General features: G+C 74.4%; 21 protein-coding genes. 9 read left to right on the top strand and 12 right to left on the bottom strand.

Features of this window, described 5'->3' with window-relative positions; genetic code table 11:
* Positions 1–91 precede the first annotated feature (91 nt).
* A complete protein-coding gene (locus ABFY07_RS22100) occupies positions 92–706 on the bottom strand; it encodes a TIGR03086 family metal-binding protein (RefSeq protein WP_346176165.1) in 615 nt (204 codons plus the stop codon).
* Complete coding sequence (locus ABFY07_RS22105; protein ID WP_346176166.1) at positions 699–1,730, bottom strand: SDR family oxidoreductase; 1,032 nt, start codon at positions 1,728–1,730, stop codon at positions 699–701. Before ABFY07_RS22105 ends, ABFY07_RS22100 begins: the two co-directional genes overlap by 8 nt.
* 366 nt (positions 1,731–2,096) lie before the next feature.
* On the opposite strand from ABFY07_RS22105, the gene ABFY07_RS22110 reads away from it, so the two are divergent.
* The 5 genes from ABFY07_RS22110 to ABFY07_RS22130 all read left to right on the top strand — a co-directional run bounded on the left by ABFY07_RS22110 (position 2,097) and on the right by ABFY07_RS22130 (position 5,293).
* Positions 2,097–3,263, top strand: a complete 1,167-nt coding sequence (locus ABFY07_RS22110; protein ID WP_346176167.1) for a baeRF2 domain-containing protein — start codon at positions 2,097–2,099, stop codon at positions 3,261–3,263.
* 26 nt (positions 3,264–3,289) lie between these two features.
* On the top strand, positions 3,290–3,673 hold the full coding sequence (locus tag ABFY07_RS22115; protein WP_346176203.1) for a DUF2795 domain-containing protein: 384 nt from the start codon (positions 3,290–3,292) through the stop codon (positions 3,671–3,673).
* Between the two features lie 112 nt (positions 3,674–3,785).
* A complete protein-coding gene (locus ABFY07_RS22120) occupies positions 3,786–3,932 on the top strand; it encodes a hypothetical protein (RefSeq protein WP_346176168.1) in 147 nt (48 codons plus the stop codon).
* An 89-nt stretch (positions 3,933–4,021) separates the two neighbouring features.
* Positions 4,022–4,843 (top strand): methyltransferase domain-containing protein, encoded by an 822-nt coding sequence (locus ABFY07_RS22125; protein WP_346176169.1) that lies wholly within the window; start codon positions 4,022–4,024, stop codon positions 4,841–4,843.
* Positions 4,844–4,933: 90 nt separating this feature from the next.
* Entirely contained in the window at positions 4,934–5,293 is a 360-nt protein-coding gene (locus ABFY07_RS22130; protein WP_346176170.1) for a VOC family protein, read from the top strand.
* 96 nt (positions 5,294–5,389) lie between these two features.
* On the opposite strand, the gene ABFY07_RS22135 is transcribed toward ABFY07_RS22130, so the two are convergent.
* From ABFY07_RS22135 to ABFY07_RS22165, 7 genes are all read right to left on the bottom strand, one after another.
* A complete protein-coding gene (locus ABFY07_RS22135; protein WP_065965772.1) occupies positions 5,390–5,794 on the bottom strand; it encodes a DUF5709 domain-containing protein in 405 nt (134 codons plus the stop codon).
* Between the two features lie 110 nt (positions 5,795–5,904).
* Positions 5,905–8,229, bottom strand: a complete 2,325-nt coding sequence (locus ABFY07_RS22140; RefSeq protein WP_346176171.1) for a DUF5107 domain-containing protein — start codon at positions 8,227–8,229, stop codon at positions 5,905–5,907.
* 146 nt (positions 8,230–8,375) lie between these two features.
* The gene (locus ABFY07_RS22145; RefSeq protein ID WP_346176172.1) at positions 8,376–9,128 is read right to left on the bottom strand and encodes a 4'-phosphopantetheinyl transferase family protein; all 753 of its coding nucleotides are present in this window, start codon (positions 9,126–9,128) and stop codon (positions 8,376–8,378) included.
* An 83-nt stretch (positions 9,129–9,211) separates the two neighbouring features.
* Positions 9,212–11,248: a S9 family peptidase gene (locus ABFY07_RS22150; RefSeq protein WP_346176173.1), complete on the bottom strand. Its 2,037-nt coding sequence runs from the start codon at positions 11,246–11,248 to the stop codon at positions 9,212–9,214.
* A gap of 14 nt (positions 11,249–11,262) precedes the next feature.
* Positions 11,263–12,639 (bottom strand): M20/M25/M40 family metallo-hydrolase, encoded by a 1,377-nt coding sequence (locus ABFY07_RS22155; protein ID WP_346176174.1) that lies wholly within the window; start codon positions 12,637–12,639, stop codon positions 11,263–11,265.
* On the bottom strand, positions 12,632–13,465 hold the full coding sequence (locus tag ABFY07_RS22160; protein WP_346176175.1) for a M55 family metallopeptidase: 834 nt from the start codon (positions 13,463–13,465) through the stop codon (positions 12,632–12,634). Before ABFY07_RS22160 ends, ABFY07_RS22155 begins: the two co-directional genes overlap by 8 nt.
* Before the next feature lie 80 nt (positions 13,466–13,545).
* Positions 13,546–14,769 carry an MFS transporter gene (locus ABFY07_RS22165; protein WP_346176176.1) on the bottom strand — a complete coding sequence of 408 codons (1,224 nt, stop codon included), beginning with the start codon at positions 14,767–14,769 and terminating at the stop codon, positions 13,546–13,548.
* Between the two features lie 67 nt (positions 14,770–14,836).
* Here ABFY07_RS22165 and ABFY07_RS22170 point away from each other — a divergent pair, with 67 nt between their 5' ends.
* The 3 genes from ABFY07_RS22170 (at position 14,837) to ABFY07_RS22180 (ending at position 17,769) form a co-directional block, all read left to right on the top strand.
* Positions 14,837–15,742 (top strand): LysR family transcriptional regulator, encoded by a 906-nt coding sequence (locus ABFY07_RS22170; protein ID WP_346176177.1) that lies wholly within the window; start codon positions 14,837–14,839, stop codon positions 15,740–15,742.
* A gap of 91 nt (positions 15,743–15,833) precedes the next feature.
* Positions 15,834–17,318, top strand: coding sequence for an AAA family ATPase (locus ABFY07_RS22175; protein WP_346176178.1), 1,485 nt, complete (start codon positions 15,834–15,836; stop codon positions 17,316–17,318).
* A 94-nt stretch (positions 17,319–17,412) separates the two neighbouring features.
* Positions 17,413–17,769, top strand: coding sequence for a DUF4333 domain-containing protein (locus ABFY07_RS22180; protein WP_346176179.1), 357 nt, complete (start codon positions 17,413–17,415; stop codon positions 17,767–17,769).
* 35 nt (positions 17,770–17,804) lie between these two features.
* Here the strand turns inward: ABFY07_RS22180 and ABFY07_RS22185 are convergent, their stop codons facing one another.
* Complete coding sequence (locus tag ABFY07_RS22185; RefSeq protein ID WP_346176180.1) at positions 17,805–18,686, bottom strand: SDR family NAD(P)-dependent oxidoreductase; 882 nt, start codon at positions 18,684–18,686, stop codon at positions 17,805–17,807.
* 80 nt (positions 18,687–18,766) lie between these two features.
* Between ABFY07_RS22185 and ABFY07_RS22190 the strand changes: the two genes are divergently transcribed.
* Positions 18,767–19,192 (top strand): MarR family winged helix-turn-helix transcriptional regulator, encoded by a 426-nt coding sequence (locus tag ABFY07_RS22190; protein WP_346176181.1) that lies wholly within the window; start codon positions 18,767–18,769, stop codon positions 19,190–19,192.
* Positions 19,193–19,265: 73 nt separating this feature from the next.
* On the opposite strand, the gene ABFY07_RS22195 is transcribed toward ABFY07_RS22190, so the two are convergent.
* The gene (locus ABFY07_RS22195; protein ID WP_346176182.1) at positions 19,266–20,558 is read right to left on the bottom strand and encodes a sensor histidine kinase; all 1,293 of its coding nucleotides are present in this window, start codon (positions 20,556–20,558) and stop codon (positions 19,266–19,268) included.
* Positions 20,545–21,225, bottom strand: coding sequence for a response regulator transcription factor (locus ABFY07_RS22200; protein WP_346176183.1), 681 nt, complete (start codon positions 21,223–21,225; stop codon positions 20,545–20,547). The genes ABFY07_RS22195 and ABFY07_RS22200 overlap by 14 nt, the downstream gene beginning before the upstream one ends.
* Positions 21,226–21,341 lie beyond the last annotated feature (116 nt).

Below are 21,341 nucleotides of genomic sequence, written 5' to 3' on the forward strand. Positions count from 1 at the left end.
CGCGGGATGGAACAACCCGATGGGCACCGCGCCCCGCGCGGTGCCCATCGGTCGTGTTCGTTCGTCTCAGCCGTGTTCGTCCGTCGCTCGGTCAGACTTCCCGGCCGAGCAGGGCGAGCAGCTTGGCCTGGGCGTCGGCGCCCGACGGGGGCTCGACGGCGGCGGCGAACATCCCGCTCTTCTCCAGCTCCGCCGCGTACGGCGCCACCGCCCGCACCGAGAAGTCGACCAGCGGCTTGGGGATCCGCTCGTCCACCCCGATGGCCCGGGACAGGTCCCAGGCGTGGACCGTGGCGTCGATCGTGATCTGCGCGCAGTACTCCTCGGCGGGGGTCTCGCCGAAGGAGAGGTCGACCGTACGCTCCAGCGCGCCCGGGGCGGTGAACGCCTCGCGGGCCGCCGCGGCCGCCTCGTCCCAGGCGGCGACGGGGTCCTCGCCCAGCAGGTCGCCCTCGAGGGCGTCGCCCTGCTCGGCGATCGTCCGGCCGGCGCGCACCAGCGGGGGCACCCACATCTGCTCGACCGCCAGGTGGTTCACCAGGTCGCGTACGGTCCACTCGGTGCACGGCGTGGGGTCGTCCCACTGGTCCGGCCGGATGGCGTGCACCCGCTCGGTGAAGAGGTCGAGCGCCTCGCGGTGGCGGGCGAGCAGCGGATCGTGGGGGCTGGGCCGGGTGTTCCGCCGGTCCCGGTCCCGGTCAGCCATGGCGTCCACACCCCCTCCGCAGCCAGGCGGCGGCGACCGCGCCACCGACGCCGGCGGCCAGCGCGGCGGCGGTGAGCGCGGGGCGGTGGCGGCCGAACCAGGGCTGCACCACGCGCCGCGCCACCTGGTCGTCGAAGCTGCCGTGCGCGCCGACGTCATGGCCGCCGGTGCCGTCCCCGGGCAGCCACAGGTTGCCCGGGGCGTCGGTGTCGGCGGGCTCGGAGCGCTGCTGGGCGGAGAAGCCGGTGCGGCCCAGGTAGCGGTCCAGCAGGCCCGGGGCGACGGCGTTGGCCAGCAGCGTGGCGACGGTGCTGCCGCCGACCCAGTACTCCCGGCGGCGCGGGTGGTCGGCCGCGTACCGCACGGCGCGGGCGGCGACCTCGGGCTGGTAGATGGGCGGCACGGGCTGGGCGCGGCGCGGCAGCCGGGTCAGCACCCAGTCGAACTGCGGGGTGTTGAGGGCCGGGAGCTGCACCATCGTCACCCGCACCCGGCTGTGGCGGTGCAGCAGCTCGCAGCGCACCGACTCGTTCCAGCCCTGGATGGCGTGTTTGGCGCCGCAGTAGGCGGACTGCAGCGGGATGCCCCGGTAGGCGAGCGCGGAGCCGACCTGGACGACGGTGCCGCGGTCGCGGGGCAGCATATGGTGCAGGGCGGCGCGGGTGCCGTTCACAAAGCCCAGATAGGTGACCTCGGTGACGCGCCGGAACTCGTCCGGACCGATCTCGGTGAAGGGCGCGAACACCGTCGTGAAGGCGTTGTTCACCCAGATGTCGATCGGGCCCAGCTCCTCCTCGACCTGCGCGGCCGCCTCGTCCACCGCCTTGTGGTCGGCGACGTCCACGGGCACCACCAGCGCCTCTCCACCGCGCCGCGACACATCCTCCGCCGCGGCGGCGAGCCCGGTGCCACCCCGGGCCAGCAGGGCCACCCGGTCACCGCGATCGGCGAACGCGCGGGCGGTGGCCCGCCCCACGCCGGCGCTGGCACCCGTCACCACCACGACCTTCGACTTATCGGTCATATGCGACAAGTACCCATGACCTGGACGGCCTAACACGGCGCCGGCCCGGCCCTACGGACCCGGCCGTACGGCGTCCGCGCTCCGGCACAGGCGCTCCGGCTCCGGCACAGGCGCTCCGGCGCAGGGCATCGGGCGCGGTCCCCTGACAGCCCCGCGCCCGAGCTCCGGCTCCGGCACAGGCGCTCCGGCGCAGGGCATCGGGCGCGGTCCCCTGACAGCCCCGCGCCCGATGCCGCTTCCCACTCCCAATGGCCGCTCGGCCGACCTCCGGGTCCCCATCCGTCCGCCGGGTCAAACCTCGTGTCGATGGGCGCGCGACGGGTACGCGTGGAGGACGCGAAACCGGGACCTCCCGGGAGGGAACACATGCGACTCGGATTCCTCAATCCGCTCTTCGAACGCCCAGGTCCCTGGGCCACCGTCTATTTCGACACCTCGCACCACGACCAGTCCTCGGCCGAGGAGCGGGAGCGCGCCGCCCGCGACGCCTGCCGCCGGCTGGAGCGGCAGGGCGCCGACCAGGACACCTGCCGCGCGGTGTACGACGCGCTGTCCGCGCTGCCACCCGCGAGGGAACCGGTGGGCCGGGCCGTCTTCGCCACCCACGGCGAGGTGGTGCTCGACCCGCCGCTGACTGTCCCCCCGGGCGGAGCGCAGGCCTGCTGGTCGGCGCTGCCGCACGTGGGGCCGCTGCTGGACTTCGGCGGTGAGGACCCGTCCTGTCTGGTGGCGTACATCGACCGGACGGGCGCCGACTTCGAGCTGCGCGGCGCGCGGGGCACCGCCCCCGCCGGGGGGCTGAGCGGACGTCAGTGGCCGGTGCACCGCACCGCCACCGCCGACTGGTCCGAGCGCCACTTCCAGCTCAAGGCCGAGAACACCTGGGAGCACAACGCCGCCCGGATCGCCGACGAGCTGCGCGCCCGCCAGGAGCAGACCGCCGCCGATCTGCTGGTCCTGGTCGGCGACGCGCGGGAGCGGCGGGCCGTGCACGACCGGCTGCCCGAGCAGCTGCGCTCCGCGACCGTCGAGACCGAACACGGTGGCCGCGCCCCCGGCTCGGCGCCGCGCGGCACCCACGCCGCCCGGCTGCTGGACCAGGATGTGGAGGAGGCGCGCGCCCGGCACACGCGCCACCACGTCGACGCGGCCGTCGACCGGTTCCGGGCGGAGCGGGTGCCCGTCGACGGGCGGCTGGACGCGGCCGAGGGCGTGCCCGCGCTCATCGACGCGGCGCGCGAGCACCGCATCGACACGCTGCTGGTGCGGCCCGACGGCGCCGATGTCTACCGCGAGGTGTGGGTGGGCGCCGACCCCGACCAACTGGCGCTGCGCCGCACCGACGTCCAGTACCTGGGCGACACCCGGCCCGCGGCGGCCCGCGCGGACGACGCGCTGATCCGCTCCGCGGCCGCCACCGGAGCGGAGGTGGTCGCCGTGCGCACCGCGCCGGACGACCCGGACGCCGTGCCGGTCGGCGGGCTCGGCGCGCTGCTGCGCTGGCCGTACGAGGGAGGCCCGGCAGGGCCGTGAACCACGAGAGCGAGGAGGACCACGCCATGCAACGAGGCAGCGATCGGCTGAGCGTCCACAAGGACGACGAGATGAAGCACGAGCTGCAGGGCCTGATCCGCTCGGGCCACCCCACCCGGGCCGAGGAATGGCACGACCCGGAGCCGGGCGCCGACGACGACCCCGATGTCACCACCGGGCCGGTGCCGCCGCGCGGCGCGGGCGGCGAGGCCGAGGCGCTGCGGTTCGAACTCGCCCGCCACCTGGGGCGCACCCCGTTCCCGGCCAAGCGCGGAACGCTGCTGCGCGCCCTGCACGAGGCGCACGCGCCGGACCGGCTGATCGAACTGCTCGGCCAACTGCCCGAGGACCGCACCTATCGCAATGTGCAGGAGGTCGTCTCCGGCCTCGGTCTGCGGCCCCGCGCCTAGTGCCGCACAGCACCCGACGCACAGGTGCCGCACAGGAGGTGCGTAGGCGGTGCATACCCGGGGCGGCCCGGGGTACTGCGGCAGCACACCAGCGAAGAGAAGGCGAGCAGACATGGCACAGCAGGTGAAGGACGTCATGACGCCGGCCGTCGCGACGGTGCGGCCCGACGCCTCGGTGGTCCGCGACCCCGATTCCGCGCTCGCGGACATCAGCCGTGCGGCCCCCGACAACTGGCCGGCCCCGGGATCGACCATATAGCGAGACACCCCTCTCGGTATGCGAGATGACGGCGTACGGTGGCGATGTCGTCAGGTCGTCTCGATGTCGCCTCGAAGGGGAGCCGAGCCATGCCCGGGAACACCACCGCCGCCACCGCCGTCTACACGCATGGACACCACGAGTCGGTGCTGCGCTCGCACACCTGGCGCACCGCGGCCAACTCCGCCGCGTATCTCACGGGGCATCTGAGGCCCCATATGCGGATCCTGGACATCGGCTGCGGCCCCGGCACCATCACCGCGGACCTGGCCGAGCTGGTCCCCCAGGGCGAGGTCGTGGGCGTGGACACCGCGCCCGCCGTGCTCGACCAGGCCCGGTCGGTGGCCGCCGGGCGCGGGCTGTCCAACGTCCGGTTCGAGACCGGCGACGTCCACGCCCTGGACCATCCCGACGACTCGTTCTGCGTGGTCCACGCCCACCAGGTGCTCCAGCACCTCGCCGACCCGGTGGCCGCGCTGCGCGAGATGCGCCGGGTGTGCAAGCCCGGGGGGCTGGTGGCGGTGCGCGACTCCGACTACGCCGCCATGACGTGGTACCCGGCCGTCCCCGGCCTGGACGACTGGCTGGACCTGTACCACCGGGTGGCCCGGGACAACGGCGGCGAGCCGGACGCCGGGCGCCGGCTGCTGTCCTGGGCCCGCCGGGCGGGCTTCACCGAGATCACCGCCACCGCCGGGACGTGGTGCTACGCCACGCCGGAGGAGCGGGCGTGGTGGAGCGGCCTGTGGGCCGACCGCACGGTCGCCTCCTCGTACGCCCGGCGGGCCGTGGACGGCGGCCACGCCACGCAGGAGGACCTGCGGCGGATCGCGGACGCGTGGCGGGAGTGGGGCGAGCGGGAGGACGGCTGGTTCACCGTGCTGCACGGCGAGGTGCTCTGCCGCGTCTGAGCGGGCGCCCGGGACCGTGTCCGGGACCGTGCGCGTGACCTCCTCCGGGCCTCTTATGACGCCCGGCGCGTGTCAACTAGGCTCGCCCGCATGGACATTCTCGGGACCTCGCTACGGGTGTGCGTCAAGGATCTGGACGCCGCGATCGCCGTATACGAACGACTGACCGGCACCGAGGCGCTCCGCTTCCAGCGCGGCGGTGTCTCGGTGGCGGCCGTCGGATGCTTCTTCCTGATGAGCGGCCCGGAGGCGGAGCTGTCCATCCTCCGCAAGATCACCGCGACGATCGCGGTGAAGGACGTGGACGACGCCGTGGCCGATCTGAAGGCCGTGGGCGCGGACATCATCGCCGGTCCGCTGCCCACGCCCATCGGCCGCAACCTGGTGGCCCGTCACCCCGACGGCTCGGTCTTCGAGTACGTCGACCGGCAGCAGGGGCAGGCGGCCTGAACTGGCGGCCTGAGCCGCCACCGGCCGGGCCCGGCCCCCGCCTGCCTCCCCTGAACTCCCCCCTGAACCGCCGCCCGCCGGGCCCGGCCTCGGCCGTCAGGCGGGCGGGAAGGGCTCCTCGCCGAGGTCCTCGTCGTCCTTGATGCGGACCGCGTCCTCCTCGGCGGACAGCCCGCTGGTCGAGCCCTCCTGGGAGTACACGTCCTGCTCGCGCGGCAGGTCGGGGTCGGGCTCGTCGTAGAGCAGCCCCGCCCGCTCCTCCTCCACCCCGCCGGGCCGCTCCCACAGCTCCGGCTCCTCGTCGCGCAGCCGCTCGTCGAGGGACTCGCGCTCCCGCGCGCCCTCGTTGGTGGTGGCGCGGTACTCGGCGATCGTCGGCTCGTCACCGGGCACCGGCAGCTGCTGCGGATCGCTCGCGCGCTGCTGCTCGGGGGTGCCGTCCTGGAGGTCGGGGATGCCCTCGTCCTCGGGGTCGGCGCCGGGGTCGTGCGGCGTGTTCACCGTCGCGGCTCCTTCCGTGTGTGAGAACCGGATGTCCGGTTCCGTGGCTGGTCCCGGACGTCCGGTTCCGCTGGTCCCGGACGTCCGGCGGGTGCCCGCGACGGCCGCCGTTATGCGGGCCGCATCCGGAACTCGTAGCGCTCCGGGAGCGGGTGCTCGGCGCGCGCCCGCTCCCGTACGTCCTCGGTCACCGCTCCCCCGTCGCCCGCGACGAGCCGCTCCGCGATCGCGTACCAGGTCTCGCTCAGCGCCTCGTCGCCCTCGCGCAGATCCGCCACCTCGAAACCCTCGTCGAAGATCGCCCGCGCGGCCGCGGCGTCGCCCCGCGCCAGCAGCGCCTGGGCGGTGAGCAGCCGGAAGCGGCCGCGCTCACGGACGGCGGGGCGCAGCGTCCCGAGCACGGTCAGCGCCTCCCCGGCCCGCCCCGCCGCGAGCAGCGCGGTGACCGTCTCACGGCCGAGCGCGGCCTCGGCGGCCTCCGTCGCGGCCGGGTACGCGAAGCCGGCCGGCGGGGCGGGGGCGACCGGCGCGATGCCCACCTCCCCCGGGGCTCCACTGGGCACCCCGGCGCCCGTGGCGCCCGCGTCATGGCCGCCGCCCGCCCGCGCGGGGGCGTGCGCCGGCGTGCCCGCACCCCGCGCGCCCCCGGCACCCCCGGCGTCCAGGGCGCCCACCCCGGAGGTCGCCGCGGCCGGGACCCGGGCCGGCCGCCCGTGCGGGCCCGGAGCCCCGTCCACGTCCACGCCCGCACCCGGGCTCGCGCCCACGCCCACCTCCGCCGGCGGCGGGGCCGCGGCCAGGACCAGGTCCATCGCGCGCAGCAGGCGGTCCGCGGCGCGGGCCGGGTGGCCGGCGACGGTGTCGGCGACGGCCAGGCAGCGCAGCGCCCACGGCGTCTCCGCCCACCGCAGCGACCGCTCCCAGCTGCGGGCGGCCTGGGCGCGGTCGCCCGCGTGCCACTGGGCCACGCCCAGGTGGTACTCGGCGGCGGCCGTGGAGGGCGCGGCCTCCAGCAGGTCGCGCCAGGGCGGGGAGACCAGGGAGCAGCCGGGGTCGGTCAGCGGCTCGTCCGCCTCCCAGGCCGGAAACGCGCCGGTGCGCAGCAGCCGGCGCCACGGCTCCTGCTGCTCGCCGAGGGTGTCCGGCTCGAAGGGCGTGCCGGGCAGCCGGTAGCCGCCGCGCTCGACCTCCAGCGCTCCCCACCCGGAGCCGGTGGCCAGCCGCTCGCCGGGCTCGGCGTCGGCGTACGGGCGCCAGGCGGCGTAGGCCGCCGCGACGGCGGCGCGCGGCGCGGCCGACTCCAGGCGGGACTCGACCTCCCGCCGGGCCGCGGCCCAGTCCTCGCCGTGGACCGCGGCCGGGTCGGCGGCCAGCGGTCCGTACGCCTCCAGCCAGGCGAACTCCTCGCCCGCCTCCAGCGGCACGTGCTCCAGCTGGGTGCGGGCGAGCCCGGCCTGGATCTCGGCGTAGCCCCCGGTGCCGGGCTCGGTCAGCCACCGCTGCCAGCGCCGGCCGCCCGGTCCGGCGCCCCACAGAAAGAGCTTGCGGCCGCGCAGCAGGTCGGTGGAGGTCTGGACGAGCCCGCGCCCCTCCTCGTCGAGCGAGGCGATCCAGGGGCGCGCGCCCTCGGGCAGGTCGTAGAAGTAGTCGGCGGGGTAGGCGCCGCGCAGCGGGTACGTACGGTCGGCGCCGTCCCAGTCGGGGACGGGGACGTGGCGCAGGGTGCGGCTGTAGCCGAAGTGCCAGGCGGCGTCGGCGGGGGCGAGGACGCGGGTGCCCTCCGTCTCGGGGACGGCGATGTTGGACCACCAGTAGACGGGCGCGGGCCGGTGGTGCGGATTGCGGATCCGCACCCCCACGTACAGGAAGTCGGAGTCCCCGGGCAGCCACAGGTCGACCTGGAAGGGCAGGTCGCGCAGCCGCTCCCACTCCCACAGCCGCACCATCTCCCCGCCGTCGGGCGCGGGGACGCGGGCGGCGTGCAGCGGGGCGCAGGCCAGGGTGGTGTGGCCGGTGGCGCCGATGTTCCACTCGATGCCGCCGGAGAACCAGGCGCCGTTCAGCGCGAAGTCGGCGGGCTGCACCACGGGGTTGCGGTACAGGAGTTCGCGGCCGGTCGGCTTGTGGTGGAGGGAGTGCACGCGGCCGCCGAGGCCGGGCAGCACGGTGACCCGCAGCCGGTCGTTCTCGATGACGAGGGCGTCCAGACCGGCCGGGGCCCGCCGGCGCCCGTAGCCGTCGCGCAGCCGCACCGGCAGCACCGAACGCAGCGGCCCGTACGCGGTCTGACGGGCCATATCGGCGGGCAGCGCGGCCCGCGTGGTCTCGTCGACGCGGTGCACCTCGCGCGGGAGCCGCAGCGCGGGCAGGGGGTTCTCGGGCCCGAGCGGGGCGGTGGGAAGGGTCAGGGTGGTACGTCGCACGCTCGTTGCCACGGGCTGCCTCACTCCGACTGCCTTGGGTCGCCTCCGGCTTCGGCGACCGTGTGATGACCATGGAACAACGGCGCGGCGCGGCTGACCAGAGCGTCCCCGCCCCGAACACCCGCGCGCCACGCGGCGACCCGGCCGGCCGGAGCGCCTCAGCCCAGCAGCGCGTACGCCGCCGCGTACCCCGTCCCACCGGCGTCGGCGGCATCGGCGGCGGCCGCGGCCAGATGCTCGCCGGGGATGTCGGTCAGCGTCCAGGGCCCGACCGGCACCGGCCGCTCCCCCGTGCCGACGTAGTCGAGCGCCGGGTCCTGGGACAGGCCCGTGCCGAGGCCCTTGAGATACGCCTCCTTGCGCGTCCAGCAGCGCGCGAAGGCGGCGGGCCGGTCGGCTTCCGCGAGCGACTCCAACTCGGCGCGCTCGGCCGGGTGCAGGCTGCCGGCCACCTGGGCCACGACGGACGCGGGCTGCACCCTCTCCACATCGGCCCCGATCGGCGCGCCCGCGAAGGCGAACAGCACCAGGTCGCCGGCGTGCGACAGGTTGAAGTGCAGCGGCGTGCCGGCGACCGCCGGACGGCCGTGGGGGCCGCCGCAGCCGGGGCAGGCCTCCCGGGTGAACGGCACCGTCGCGGGGTCCAGGTCCAGATAGCCGCCGAGCAGCTCCCGCAGGCCCAGGTGCGCCGCCGTGTACCGGTGCCGGTCCTCCGTCCGCATGAACCGCGCGGACCGCTCCCGCTCGTCGGCGTCCAGGACCTTGCCGGGCCGGTCCTGGTCCATGGCGGAGATGTACCGGGAGACGCTGAGCAGCCAGGTGTCGGGCGCGGCCCCGCGCGGCCACGCGCCGGCCACGGCGGCGGGCAGCGGATCACGGCCGACGACGCGCGGTGCCCTCGGGGGTGTCAACTGGTCCCTCCAGGTGGGTCGGCGACAAGAGCGGTGACAGGGTCGGTGCGGGGTCCGCGGCGGGGACGGTGCCGCGGGTGACGCTACGCGCTTCCGTCGGTGAGCTCCAGGGCGGGCACACCGGGCGGGGAGATCGCGAAGGCCCGCGCGTACAGGCCCAGTTCGGCCTCCAGGGCGCGGATCATCGTCTCGGCCCGGCGGAAGCCGTGGCTCTCCCCCTCGAAGGTGAGGTACGCGTGCGGGACGCCGCGCCCGGCGACCGCCGCGAGGAAGCGCTCGCACTGCACGGGCGGGCACACCGGGTCGTCCAGGCCCTGGAGCAGCAGGAAGGGGGAGGTGACACGGTCGGCGCGGTGCGCGGGCGAGCGGTCGCGGTAGCGCTCGGGGACCTCGGCGAGCGGCCCGATCAGCGTCTCCATGTAGCGCGACTCGAAGTCGTGGGTCCCGTCGTCGGACCAGTCCGTGAGGTCCAGGACCGGGTACTTGACCGTGGCGCAGGCGTACAGCCCGGTGGAGGTGAGGGAGGCGGCCGCGGTCCAGCCGCCCGCGCTGCCGCCGCGGATGGCGAGCCGGGCCCGGTCGGCGCTGCCCTCCTCGGCGAGCGCCTCGGCCACGGCGGCGCAGTCCTCGACGTCCACCACGCCCCACCGCTCGCGCAGCCGGTTCCGGTAGGCGCGGCCGTAGCCCGTCGAGCCGCCGTAGTTGACCTCGGCGACGCCGATGCCGCGCGAGGTGAAGTACGCGATCTCCAGGTCGAGGACGACCGGGGCGCGGCCGGTCGGGCCGCCGTGCGCCCAGACCACGTACGGCGGCGCCTCGCCGTCGGGCGCGGTGTGGTCCGGGTTGCGCGGGGGGTACACCGTCGCGTGGACCTCCCGGCCGCCCGGACCGGTGAAGACGCGCTCCACCGGCCGCGGGTAGTACGCCGGGTCGATCGGGTCGGTGTGCGCGGCGCCGATGGCCCGGGCGTGGCCGGTGCGGGTGTCCAGCTCCACCACCTCGGGCGAGCTGTACGGGCTCGCGGCGACACCGAACACCCGGCTGCCGTCCACGGCGAGCGTCGCGTCCCACTCGGTCCACGGTCCCGGCGCGTCGGCCAGCTCGCCGGTGCGCGGATCGAGGATGCCCAGCCGGGCGGCGCCCCGGCCGTGCACGACGGCGATCAGCCCGCCGGGCAGCGGGGCGAACCAGCGCCGGCCGAGCTTCCACAGCGGCCCGCCGAACTCCTCCTCGCGGGGGCACAGCGCGACCGGCCGCCCCGCCCCGGCTCCGCCGTCGGTGTCCGCCTCCGCCGGGTCGATCCGGTGCAGATTCCACCAGCCCGTGCGGTCGGTGGCCGCGAGCAGCGCGCCGTCGGGCGCCCACTCGGCCTGGGCGACCGACTCGTCCGGCCCGCCCAGCACCGCGCGGGCCCGCGCGAACGTGCCGTCCCCGGCCACCTCCGCCACCATCACGACCGTGCCGTCCCAGGGCATCCGCGGGTGGTCCCAGGCGATCCAGGCCACCCGCCGCCCGTCCGGGGAGAGCCGCGGCCCGGTGACGAAGCGATGGCGGTCGTCGGTCAGTTCGCGCACCGCCGCGCGGTCGTCGGCGGCCGACCCGTCCAGCGGCACCACCGCGATCACCCGGCGCACGGCGGTCGGTCCCGGGCCGGTGAACTCCTCCAGCACGCCCCACACTTCGCCCCGCTCGGCGTGCAGCCGCAGGTCCGCCCAGCGCAGCCCGCCGCCGAGGTCCGACACCGGGGTGAGCGGGCGCGGCGGGGCGCCCGCCGGGTCGTCCGGCTCGTACGCGTACAGCCGCTGGTCGGCGAAGTGGGCGAAGACGACGAGCGGGCCCCCGGAGGGGCGGGGCACGGCGGCCCACGGCAGGCCGCCGTACTCGATGACCCTGCTGCGGGCGTTCCACGGGGCGGGCAGCGCGCTGACCTCCGCGCCGTCGGGCCGCCGCCGCACCAGCGTGCGCCGGCCGCCCTCCTCGGGGCGCGGCTCGGTCCACCACACCTCGTCGCCGACGGTGCCCACGTACTCCGGGTGGCCGTCGTGGGACGCGGCGAGCGCGGCGTCGATCGGGGACCGCCAGGCGCCGAAGGGAGTGGTCACCGCGGTGTTGTCACCCATCCCGTCACCCATCCTCAAGCCCTCCGCAGGAAGTGGTCGAGCACCCGCACGCCGAAGTGCAGGGCGTCCACGGGCACGCGCTCGTCCACGCCGTGGTAGAGCGCCTGGTAGTCGAGGCCCTCGGGCAGCCGCAGCGGCGAGAAGCCGTACCCGGCGATGCCGAGCCGGGAGAACTGCTTGGCGTCCGTGCCGCCGGACATGCAGTACGGCACCGCGTGGCCGCCCGGGTCGAAGTGCTCGACCGCGGCCCGCATGGCCTGGTACGTGGGGCTGTCGACCGGGGCGCCCAGGGCCACCGAGCGGTGGTGGAACTCCCAGTCGACGTCCGGCCCGGTGAGCCGGTCCAGGGTGGCGCGGAACTCCTCCTCGCCGCCCGGCACGATCCGGCCGTCCACATACGCCGTGGCGCTGCCGGGGATGACGTTGACCTTGTAACCGGCCTCAAGCACCGTCGGGTTGGCGCTGTTGCGGACCGTGGGCTCCACGAGGGACGCGGCGGGCCCGAGTTCGGCGAGCAGCGCGTCCACGTCGAAGTCGGCCGCGTCCACGTCGGCCTTGAGCCCCCGCAGCGCGGCGATCCCGGTCAGCGCGGCCTTCACGGTCGGCGTGAGCCGCACCGGCCACCGGTGTTCGCCGATCCGCGCCACGGCGGCGGCCAGCCGGCTGACCGCGTTGTCGCGGTTCACCTTCGAGCCGTGTCCGGCCCGGCCCCGCGCGGTCAGCTTCAGCCAGGCCGTGCCGCGCTCCCCCGCGGCGATGGGATACAGCCGGATCCCGGACCCGGCGTGGAAGGTGAAGGCGCCCGACTCGCCGATGCCCTCCGTGCAGCCCTCGAAGAACCCGGCGTGCTCGTCGGCGAGGAAGCCGGAGCCGGGCTCCGCGCTGTCCTCCTCGTCGGCGGTGAACGCCAGCACGATGTCCCGGCGCGGCCGTACCCCCGCCCGCGCCCAGGCGCGGACGGCCGCGAGCACCATCGCGTCCATGTTCTTCATGTCGATCGCGCCCCGGCCCCACACCACGCCGTCGCGCACCTCGCCGGAGAAGGGGTGCACGCTCCAGTCGGCGGGCTCGGCGGGCACCACGTCCAGATGGCCGTGGACCAGCAGCGCGGGGGCGTCCGGGTCGGTGCCCGCGATCCGGGCGACGACGTTCGTACGCCCCGGGTCCCGCTCCAGCAAGGTGGCGGCGATGTCCGCCTCGCCCAGCCGCTCCGCGACGTATTCGGCGGCGGGGCGCTCCGCGCAGTCGCCACCGCCGCGGTTGGTGGTGTCGATGCGGATCAGCTCGGAGGTGAACCGCACCACCTCCTCGAGCGCCCGGTCGTCGATCACCTCGCCCGGCTCGCCCGGCTCGCCCGGCTCATTCGGCTCGCTCGGCGCCGGCTCAGCCATACTGCTCCTCCACCGCGGCCGACACGAGCGTGGTGACCGCCTTGAAGCAGCGGATGCCCTCGTACATGGTCGGCGAGGTGTAGGCGACGCGCCGCACCCCGCTGCGCTCCACCCCCGGCACCACGGTCGCCGCCCCCACCAGGTGCTCCGCGTCGAATTCCAGCTCGACGGTGAACGGCCCGGCCTGGGCGGGCTCGTGCCGCACGGCCAGTGGGACCGCTTCCCGAGCCGCCGCCCGGATGTCCGCCGCGGTACGGGCCGGGGTGCGGCACACCGCCGCGTACCGCGAGACGTAGTCCTTCACGGCGACCGACCGCGCCTCGGGCGCGTACCCCTTGGCGTCCTCGCAGGTCCGGTCGTCCCCCGTCACCAGCACCACCGGCACCCCGTACTCGGCGACGACCAGCGAGTTGAGCCGCCCCTCGCTGGCGGGCACGCCGTCCACCCACACGCCGGTGATGGAGTTGGCGAGATACGTGTGCGCGAGGACGCCCTCGGTCCCGGCGCCGGTGTGGTAGCCGACGAACGCGATCCCGTCCACATCGCCGTGCTGCACCCCCTCGACCATGCTCAGGCTCTTGTGCTTGCCCGTCAGCATGACCGCCCGCTCGTCCAGCTCCTCCAGCAGCAGATTGCGCATCGTCCAGTGCGCCTCGTTGATCAGCACCTCGTCCGCGCCCCCCGCGAAGAACCCGGCGACCGCCGCGCTCACGTCGGAGGTGAACAGACGACGGCAGCGCTCCCACTGCGGCGTGCCGGGCAGCACGTCCGCGGGCCAGGTCACTCCCGTGGCGCCTTCCATGTCGGCGCTGATGAGGATCTTCATGCCGGGTCACGTTACGCGCCGGGCGCGGACCCCGGCTACAGGACGCGAAGTTCTGACCGGGGGCGGCCTGCGGCCGGGGGCTAACGAAGCACCAGCGTGGTCGCCAGGGCGGGGCCGAGGGCTCCGCCCATGAGGTAGCCGAGCTGGAACAGTCCGATGGCGGTGGGGCGTTGCCGGTCCGGTACGGCGGAGGCCGCGGCCATGGACTGGGTGGCGTTGGCACCGGTGGCACCGAAGACGGCCAGGCCGATCGCCACCAGCAGCACGGGGGCGCTGTGGCCGAGAACGGCCCCCGCCACGGCGAGCGCCCCCGCCGTGAGCAGGACCGCACGCACCCAGGTCCGGCCCAGGCGGGCGGAGACGGCCGCGAAGAGGAGGGTGGACGCCGACCCGGCGATCATGGCGATCATCTGACCCGCCGCCACCGCGCCGGTCGACCAGCCGGCCCGATCGGAGATCAGCCGGGGGATCGCGAACAGCAGGGTGAAGTACGACGCGGACAGGACCAGGGCGATCAGGACCGAGCCGCGGAAGAGGCCGGAGCGCAGCGCGGCGGCGGGAACGTAGCCGTCCGGGCGGCGGCGGATGTGCGGGGCCAGGAGGAGGGCGGCGACGGCCACCACGCCCAGGGCGGGCAGCGGGTTGGACGGCAGCAGGACGAGTCCGCTGGACAGGGCCGCCAGCAGCACCGCGCCCCGGGCGTCGAAACGGCCCTCGGCGGGCGGTGCCGGCGCGGTGTGGCGGCTGACGGCGGGGACGGCCAGGAGGGTGACCCCCAGGATGGACAGCGCCGCCCGCCAGGAGACCGCGTCCGTGAGGCGCTCACCGAGCAGCGGCCCCACCGCTCCCAGGATCCCGGCCCCGGCGCTGATCACACCCATGCGGCGGGCGGTGTCGGCCAGGTTCATGGCGATGGCCATCATGCCCGCGCCGCCCACCGCCTGGCCGGCCCGCCCGACGAGGGTGAGCGCCAGCCACGGCGAGACGGCCACCAGCACGGTGCCGGCGGCCACGAAGGCGGCGCTGAGCCACAGCGCGGCGCGTGTGCCGCGCCGTCGCAGCAGCGTCGCCATCAGGGGCGTGGCGACCGCCAGTGCCAGCCCGAAGACGGTGACCAGCCATGAGGCGGTGGCCGTGGTGACATCGAACGACCGGCTCATGGCGCCCAGGATCAGGACCGCCGCGTTGCTGGCGGCGGCGACCGGTGTGGCGAGCAACGCGAGCCAGAGGATGGGGACGCGGCGCGGGGATTCACTCGTGGTGAAGGGGGTGCGCGTGGCGTCCGCCCCGGAGATGGTGGACATGACCTCGACCCTGCTCCATCAGGCTCACTCATGGAAATGCTTTGTGCGCATCCCTAGCATTCGCCGCATGGATGAACTGCGCCGCACCGATCTCAATCTGCTCCTGACCCTGCACGCCCTGCTGGCCGAGAAACACGTGACGCGCGCGGCGCTCCGGCTGCACAAGAGCCAGCCGGCGGTCAGCCACGCACTCGCGCAACTGCGGACGCGGTTCGACGACCCCCTGCTGGTGCGCCAGGGCGGCCGCATGGTCCTCACGGCACGCGCCCAGGCTTTGGTACGGCCCCTCGAAGACGCCCTGAGCGGCCTGAACGAGTTGCTGAGCGCGCCCGACTTCGACCCGTCGCTGACCCGCGGGCGGTTTCGGCTCGCGCTGTCGGACTACGCGGCGCGCATCGTGCTGCCCCCGCTGGTGCGGCACGTCCGCCGCGAGGCGCCCGGCCTCGACCTCGCGATCAGCCAGGCCGGCCGGGAGGCGATGCTGGCGCAGCTCACGGACGGCGAACTCGACCTCGCGCTGGGAGTCTTTCCCCACCCGCCCGAGGACATCGAGGTCCGGGAGCTCTTCCGGGAAGAGTTCGTCAGCCTGGCGGACAAGGCGGCACTGCCCGCGAAAGGAGGGCTGTCGCTGGAGGAATGGCTGGAACGGCCGCACATCATGGTGGCCATGCGACCCGATGCGCAGGACGAGATCGAGACGGCGCTGGCGGCGCGCGGACTGCGGCGGCGTCTCGCCGTGACCCTGCCCCACTGGAGTGCGGCGGTGGATCTGCTCCCGGGCACCGATCTCGTCCTGACCGTGGCCGGCCGGGCGGTGGGGCCGATGCGGCGGCACAGGACGCTGCGGAAGTTCACTCCGCCGCTGGACCTCCCCCGGTTCGACTACCAGCAGGCGTGGCACGTTCGCCGGGCGGACGATCCGGCACATCGCTGGCTGCGTGAGGCCATCGCCGGCTGCGTGAGGCAGTCCTGACCTGCGCCCGACCCCCGGAGACACCCGGAGTAACCCCATGCTCACCGCCCCGGAAAACGGATAACTCGAGATATAATAAGTGCACCTATTCATGTCGAGGTGTGCCGTGGACAAACCCGCCGAGATGTTCGACCGCGACTTCGAGTGGGCCGAACTGACCCGCTTCGCCGCCCTGCCCGGGCCGCGCGCCACGCTCGGCGTGGTCTCCGGGCGCCGCCGCCAGGGCAAGACGTTCCTCCTCGACGCCCTCACCCGAGCCGACAACGGCTTCATGTTCACCGCGACCGAGACCACAGAGGCCGACGCCCTGCGCCAGTTCGGCGAAGCCCTCGCACGCTACCGCGACCAGCCCACCCCGTTCCGTTTCGCCCACTGGGACGAGGCAGTCACCGAACTCATGCGCATCGCCGACCGGGGCGGCCCCACCACCGCGGTCATCGACGAGTTCCCCTTCCTCGCCAAGGCCTCGCCCGCCCTTCCCTCGATCATCCAGCGCGCCCTGGACCCCACCGCCCAGCACGCCAACACCCCCGTACGGCTCCTGCTGTGCGGCTCCGCTCTGTCCTTCATGGGCAGCCTCCTCGCCGGCAACGCCCCCCTGCGCGGACGTGCCGCCCTCGAACTCGTCGTTCCCACCCTGGACTTCCGCCTCGCCGCCGAGTTCTGGGAGATCAGCGACCCACGCACCGCCCTGCTCACCAACGCCATCGTCGGCGGCACCCCCGCCTACCGCCGCGAGTTCACCCAGGGCGACACCCCCGGCGGACCCGACGACTTCGACGACTGGGTCGTCCGAGCCGTCCTCAACCCCGCCCGCCCGCTCTTCCGCGAACCCCGCTACCTGCTCGCCGAAGAACCGGAACTACACGACACCGCGCTCTATCACTCCGTCCTGGCCGCCATCGCCGCCGGTAACGCCGCACGCGGCGGCATCGCCGACTACCTCGGACGGAAATCCACCGACCTCGCCCACCCGCTCAGCGTTCTCCAGAACGTCGGCATGATCACCCACGAAGCCGACGCCTTCCGCCGCAACCGCTCCGCCTACCGCATCGCCGAACCCCTCGTCACCTTCTACCACGCGGTCATGCGCCCCGCCTGGGGCGACCTCGAGCGTCCCGGACGCGCCACCGCGGTATGGCGGCGCGCCCAGACCACTTTCCGCAGCAAGGTCGTCGGCCCGCGCTTCGAGCAGGTCTGCAGGGAATGGGCCCGCTGGCACGCGGCCCCCGAGACCCACGGCGGACAGGTCACCAGGGTCGCCAGCGGCACCGTCAACGATCCCGTGGCGAAGACCGGCCACGAAGTCGACGTCGCGACGCACGGCGAGAACGGTGACGGCCGAGAAACGCTGCTCGCGATCGGTGAGGCCAAGTGGAACGACGTTATGGGGATGGGGCACCTGGAACGCCTCCAGCGCATCCGCGCCCTCCTCACCGCACGCGGCACCGCCACCGACGCCACCCGGCTCCAGTGCTACAGCGGCGGGGGGTTCACCGACGAACTGCGCCGCCGCGCCGACGACGACCCCGCGATCGAGCTGATCGACCTGGACCGCCTCTACCACGGCGCGTAACGCGACTTGCCGCCCCCCGGACACACCCGGAGCACCCCCGCCGACTAGGCTTCCCGGGTCTTCTTGTCATGATCACTCAGGCCGGAGTCCCCCCATGCTCACCGTCCGGTTGCCCGCAGCAACACCCGTCCTCTCGGCCGTGGCCGCCGCCGTCCTGCTCGTCGGCTGCTCGGCCTCCGTCGAGGTCGAAAAGTCCTCCCCGCCGAAGCTGTCCTCGGACAAACTGGCCACCACCGTCGCCGACAAGCTCGCCGCCTCGACCGGGCGGGCGAAGCCGGACATCACCTGCCCGGACGACCTCGTCGGCAAGGACGGCACCACCACCCGGTGCAAGCTCACCGCCGACGACGGCAGCACCTTGGGCGTCACGGTCACGGTGACCTCGGTCGACGGGAGCACCATCAACTTCGACGTCAAGGCCGACGACACGCCCACCCCGGCCCCGAGCTGACCGCGCGGACCTCGCAACCGGACCCGGAGCGCGCGTCACAAGGTGATGCCCAGGATCTTCTCGATCAGGCGGGACGTCTCCTCCCACAGCTCGCGCCGGGTCTCGGCGCTCCGGCCCGGCGATGGACACTCCAACGGCCTGGCCTCCTTCACCGAGAAGTAGCCGCCGGTGACCGTGGCGAACGCGGGGTCGGTGGCCAGCCGGACGATGATGCCGGCGCCGCGCCGTGGATCGCCGATGCCCGCGCGGGTGAGCACCTTCTCCAGCACCCCGGCTCCGGGCAGGTCGCGCCCGAGACCGGTGGTGTTGAACCCCGGGTCGCAGGAGTTGGCCGTGACTCCGGTGCCCGTCAGCCGTCGGGCGAGTTCCGCGCTGAACATGATGTCCATCAGCTTCGTGCGCCCGTACAGGCGGCTCGACGCGCGGCGCCCGTACGGGGCGGTGAGGGTCAGGTCGCGCGCCGGGTCGAGGCCGCCCGCGCGCCGGGCGGCCTCGGAGGCGACGGTGACGATCCGCGCGGGGGCGGAGGCGATCAGCGCGTCGCGGAGCGTGTGGGTGAGGAGCCACGGGGCGAGGTAGTTCACCACCGTCATCTCGCTCAGCCCCTCGGCGGTGACCCGCTGGGAGAAGGCGTGTACGCCCGCGTTGTTGACCAGAACGTCGATGCGCGGGCAGCGGGCGGCGATCTCCTGCCCGGCCCGGCGTACGTCGTGCAACGAGGACAGGTCGGCCAGGAACACCTCGACGGGGCCGCCGTCCGGTGCGAGGGCCTCGATGTCGCGGCGCAGTTCGTCGGCCCGCGCCCGGCTGCGGGCCACGATGCCCAGCGCGGTGCCACGGCGGGCCAGTTCCAGCGCCGTGAGCCTGCCCAGTCCGCTCGTCGCACCGGTGATCACGGCGACGGGTCGCTGGTTCACGGGAATCCTCCTCGGCAGATAATGAGGTACCTCAGCAATATAGTGAGGTACCTCATCATCAGGCTAGTGAAGGAGTTCGGGTGAGCGGCACGGTGACGCCCGAGGAGCTGGGAATGCGCTTCCTGGTCCTGTCGCATCGGGTGCGGCGGGTGGTCGACGAGCGGATGACCGAGCGAGGGCCGTCCCTCGCGCGCACGAAACTCCTGCGGGTGCTCGCCGACCAGGGCCGGCTCCGCCAGTCCGCGCTGGCCCAGCGACTCGGCCTCGCCGCCCGCACGGTCACCGAGACGGTCGACGGCCTCGAACGCGACGGCCTCGTCGCACGCACTCCGGACCCGGCCGACCGCCGGGCCAAACTCGTCAGCCTCACCGACGAGGGAAGCGCGGCGCTCGACGCCGCCCATGGCACCGGTGAACAGGTGCTCAGGGAGATTTTCGGAGCCCTCGGCCCCGAGCAGCGGGAAACCCTCGCGGGCCTGCTCGGCCTGATCGACCGGGCCACGTGAAACAGACCACGTGAAACAGGCCACCTGAACCCGGCCACCTGAACCCGGCCGTGCGCCGCCGGGCCGAAACCCGCTAGCCGCCGCCCGGGGCCGTGGCCGACGGCAGGCGGCCGACGGCGCGCGCGCCGCGCGGGGCGTCCGCGAAGTGGAGGGTGCCGCCGTGGCGGGTCGCGATCTCGCGGGCGATGGCCAGGCCGAGCCCGGCCCCGCCGGACTTCCGGGTGCGGGCGTCCTCCAGCCGGCTGAAGCGCTTGAAGACCCGCTCCCGGTCGGCCACGGGGATGCCGGGGCCGTCGTCGCGTACCTCGAACACGACGGCGGCCCCGCCCTCGTCGCGCTCGGTACCGACCGTGACCTCGACCGTCGTACGGGCGTAACGGCACGCGTTGCCCAGCAGGTTGCGCAGCAGCCGTTCGAGCTGGACGTCGCTGCCCCGGACCCAGGCGGGTGGGTCGTCGGCGACGCAGCGGATGTCGAGGGGGCGGGGGTGGGGCAGGTGCCGGTGTTCGACGGCCAGGTCGTGGGCGAGGTCGGTGAGGTTCACCCGCGTGTCGGCGACGGGCGCGCCGCCGCCCAGTCGGGCCAGGAGCAGCAGATCGTGGCTGAGGTCCTGCAGCCGCACGATGTCCCGGAGGGCCTCGCGTACGCGGTTCTCCCAGTCGACGCCCTCCGGGTGGGTCAGTGACGCTTCGAGGGAGGCCCGCAGCCCGGCGAGGGGGCTGCGCAGCTCGTGGGAGGCGTCGGCGATGAACCGCTGCTGGAGTTCGGCGGAGCGCTCCAGCCGGTCCAGGGTCGTATTGATGGTGCGCGCGAGCCGGGCGATCTCGTCGGACGAGGCCGAGGACGAGACCGGCACTCGGCGGCCCAGTGAGCGGGCCGTGATGTCTTCGAGTTCGCGGCGGATTGCCTCGACGGGACGCAGCGCCCGGTCCGCCGCGATCCACGCGGTGGCGGCGAGGACCACGACGACGAGGGGTGCCCAGAACGCCAGGCCCCACCCGAGGCCGGGCAGGTAGCCGAGCACAGAGCTGCCGGTGGTGACGGACCACCAGAACTCCCCGGCGAAGAGGACGGCGGCGCCGCCGCCGACGACGAGGGCGAAGCGGAAACGCAGGGACCACGTCCGGCGGACGGAGCGCGTGAACCCCCACACCGTGGCGCCGACGATCAGCATGACGCCCGGGGGACCGATCTTGGGCTCCCGCAGCAGGGCCAGGGCGTCCGCGTACGGGAGGCACAGGGCGGCCGCGATGAGCAGCCAGCCCGCCGTGAGCCCGGCCCGGACGGCGGCACGTGCGTGGGGTGTGGCCGCCGCCGTGCGCGGGGGGTGTGCTGTCCGGCTGTCCGTCGCTTCAGGCCGCGCCACGACCGCTCATTCTGTAGCCGCTCCCCCGTATGGTTTCGATCGATTCGCGGCCGAAAGGCGCGTCGATCTTCCGGCGCAAGGCGCTCACATACACCTCGACGATATTCAGGTCGCCCTCGAAATCCGCCGACCAGACCTGATCGACGATGTCTGTCTTGGTCACGATTTCACCGGCCCGCCGCATCAGGCATTCGAGCACCGCGAATTCCTTCGCGGTCAGCCGGATGGCGACATCGCCACGGCCGGTGGCCCGGTTCGCCGGGTCGAGCCACAGGTCGTCGACGCACAGCACGGTCCGGATCCGGGAGCCTCCGCGCCGGAGCAGGGCCCGCAGCCGGGCTTCGAGGACCACGTACGAAAAGGGCTTGGCCAGGAAGTCGTCCGCGCCGGTGTCCAGCGCCTCGGCCTCGTCGTACTCGCCGTTCTTGGCGGTCAGCATCAGGATGGGCGTCTCGATGTCCTCCGCGCGCAGCCTGGCACAGACCCGGTATCCATTCAGGCCGGGCAGCATGATGTCGAGCACGATCGCCTGATACGCGTTCTGGCGCGCCATGTGCAGACCGACCAGTCCGTCATGGGCCACGTCGACCGCGTATCCGGCCGCTTCCAGGCCCCTTTTCAGGGCGACCGCGAGCCCTTCCTCGTCTTCCACCACCAGGAGTCGCACCGCTCAAGTATCCACAGCCGGTTTCCTTTTCTCTGAAGAGGTCTTCAGGTTCCTTCAGCGTCGTCTCAGCGGCCCCGGGAGAGCATCGGGCCCGTTCCCCGCCCCCGGCCCCCGAG

Origin of the sequence: Streptomyces sparsogenes subsp. cuspidosporus (assembly GCF_039532705.1) — a bacterium.
Taxonomy (GTDB): domain Bacteria; phylum Actinomycetota; class Actinomycetes; order Streptomycetales; family Streptomycetaceae; genus Streptomyces; species Streptomyces sparsogenes.

Excerpts from the sequence above, each read along its gene's own strand:
- ABFY07_RS22120 (WP_346176168.1), top strand. The coding sequence starts at position 3,786 with ATGGCACAGCAGGTGAAGGACGTCATGACGCCGGCCGTCGCGACGGTG.
- ABFY07_RS22165 (WP_346176176.1), bottom strand. The coding sequence starts at position 14,769 with ATGTCCACCATCTCCGGGGCGGACGCCACGCGCACCCCCTTCACCACG.
- ABFY07_RS22100 (WP_346176165.1), bottom strand. The coding sequence starts at position 706 with ATGGCTGACCGGGACCGGGACCGGCGGAACACCCGGCCCAGCCCCCAC.
- ABFY07_RS22160 (WP_346176175.1), bottom strand. The coding sequence starts at position 13,465 with ATGAAGATCCTCATCAGCGCCGACATGGAAGGCGCCACGGGAGTGACC.
- ABFY07_RS22115 (WP_346176203.1), top strand. The coding sequence starts at position 3,290 with ATGCAACGAGGCAGCGATCGGCTGAGCGTCCACAAGGACGACGAGATG.
- ABFY07_RS22150 (WP_346176173.1), bottom strand. The coding sequence starts at position 11,248 with ATGGGTGACAACACCGCGGTGACCACTCCCTTCGGCGCCTGGCGGTCC.
- ABFY07_RS22130 (WP_346176170.1), top strand. The coding sequence starts at position 4,934 with ATGGACATTCTCGGGACCTCGCTACGGGTGTGCGTCAAGGATCTGGAC.
- ABFY07_RS22155 (WP_346176174.1), bottom strand. The coding sequence starts at position 12,639 with ATGGCTGAGCCGGCGCCGAGCGAGCCGAATGAGCCGGGCGAGCCGGGC.
- ABFY07_RS22175 (WP_346176178.1), top strand. The coding sequence starts at position 15,834 with ATGTCGAGGTGTGCCGTGGACAAACCCGCCGAGATGTTCGACCGCGAC.
- ABFY07_RS22180 (WP_346176179.1), top strand. The coding sequence starts at position 17,413 with ATGCTCACCGTCCGGTTGCCCGCAGCAACACCCGTCCTCTCGGCCGTG.
- ABFY07_RS22170 (WP_346176177.1), top strand. The coding sequence starts at position 14,837 with ATGGATGAACTGCGCCGCACCGATCTCAATCTGCTCCTGACCCTGCAC.
- ABFY07_RS22110 (WP_346176167.1), top strand. The coding sequence starts at position 2,097 with ATGCGACTCGGATTCCTCAATCCGCTCTTCGAACGCCCAGGTCCCTGG.
- ABFY07_RS22105 (WP_346176166.1), bottom strand. The coding sequence starts at position 1,730 with ATGACCGATAAGTCGAAGGTCGTGGTGGTGACGGGTGCCAGCGCCGGC.
- ABFY07_RS22125 (WP_346176169.1), top strand. The coding sequence starts at position 4,022 with ATGCCCGGGAACACCACCGCCGCCACCGCCGTCTACACGCATGGACAC.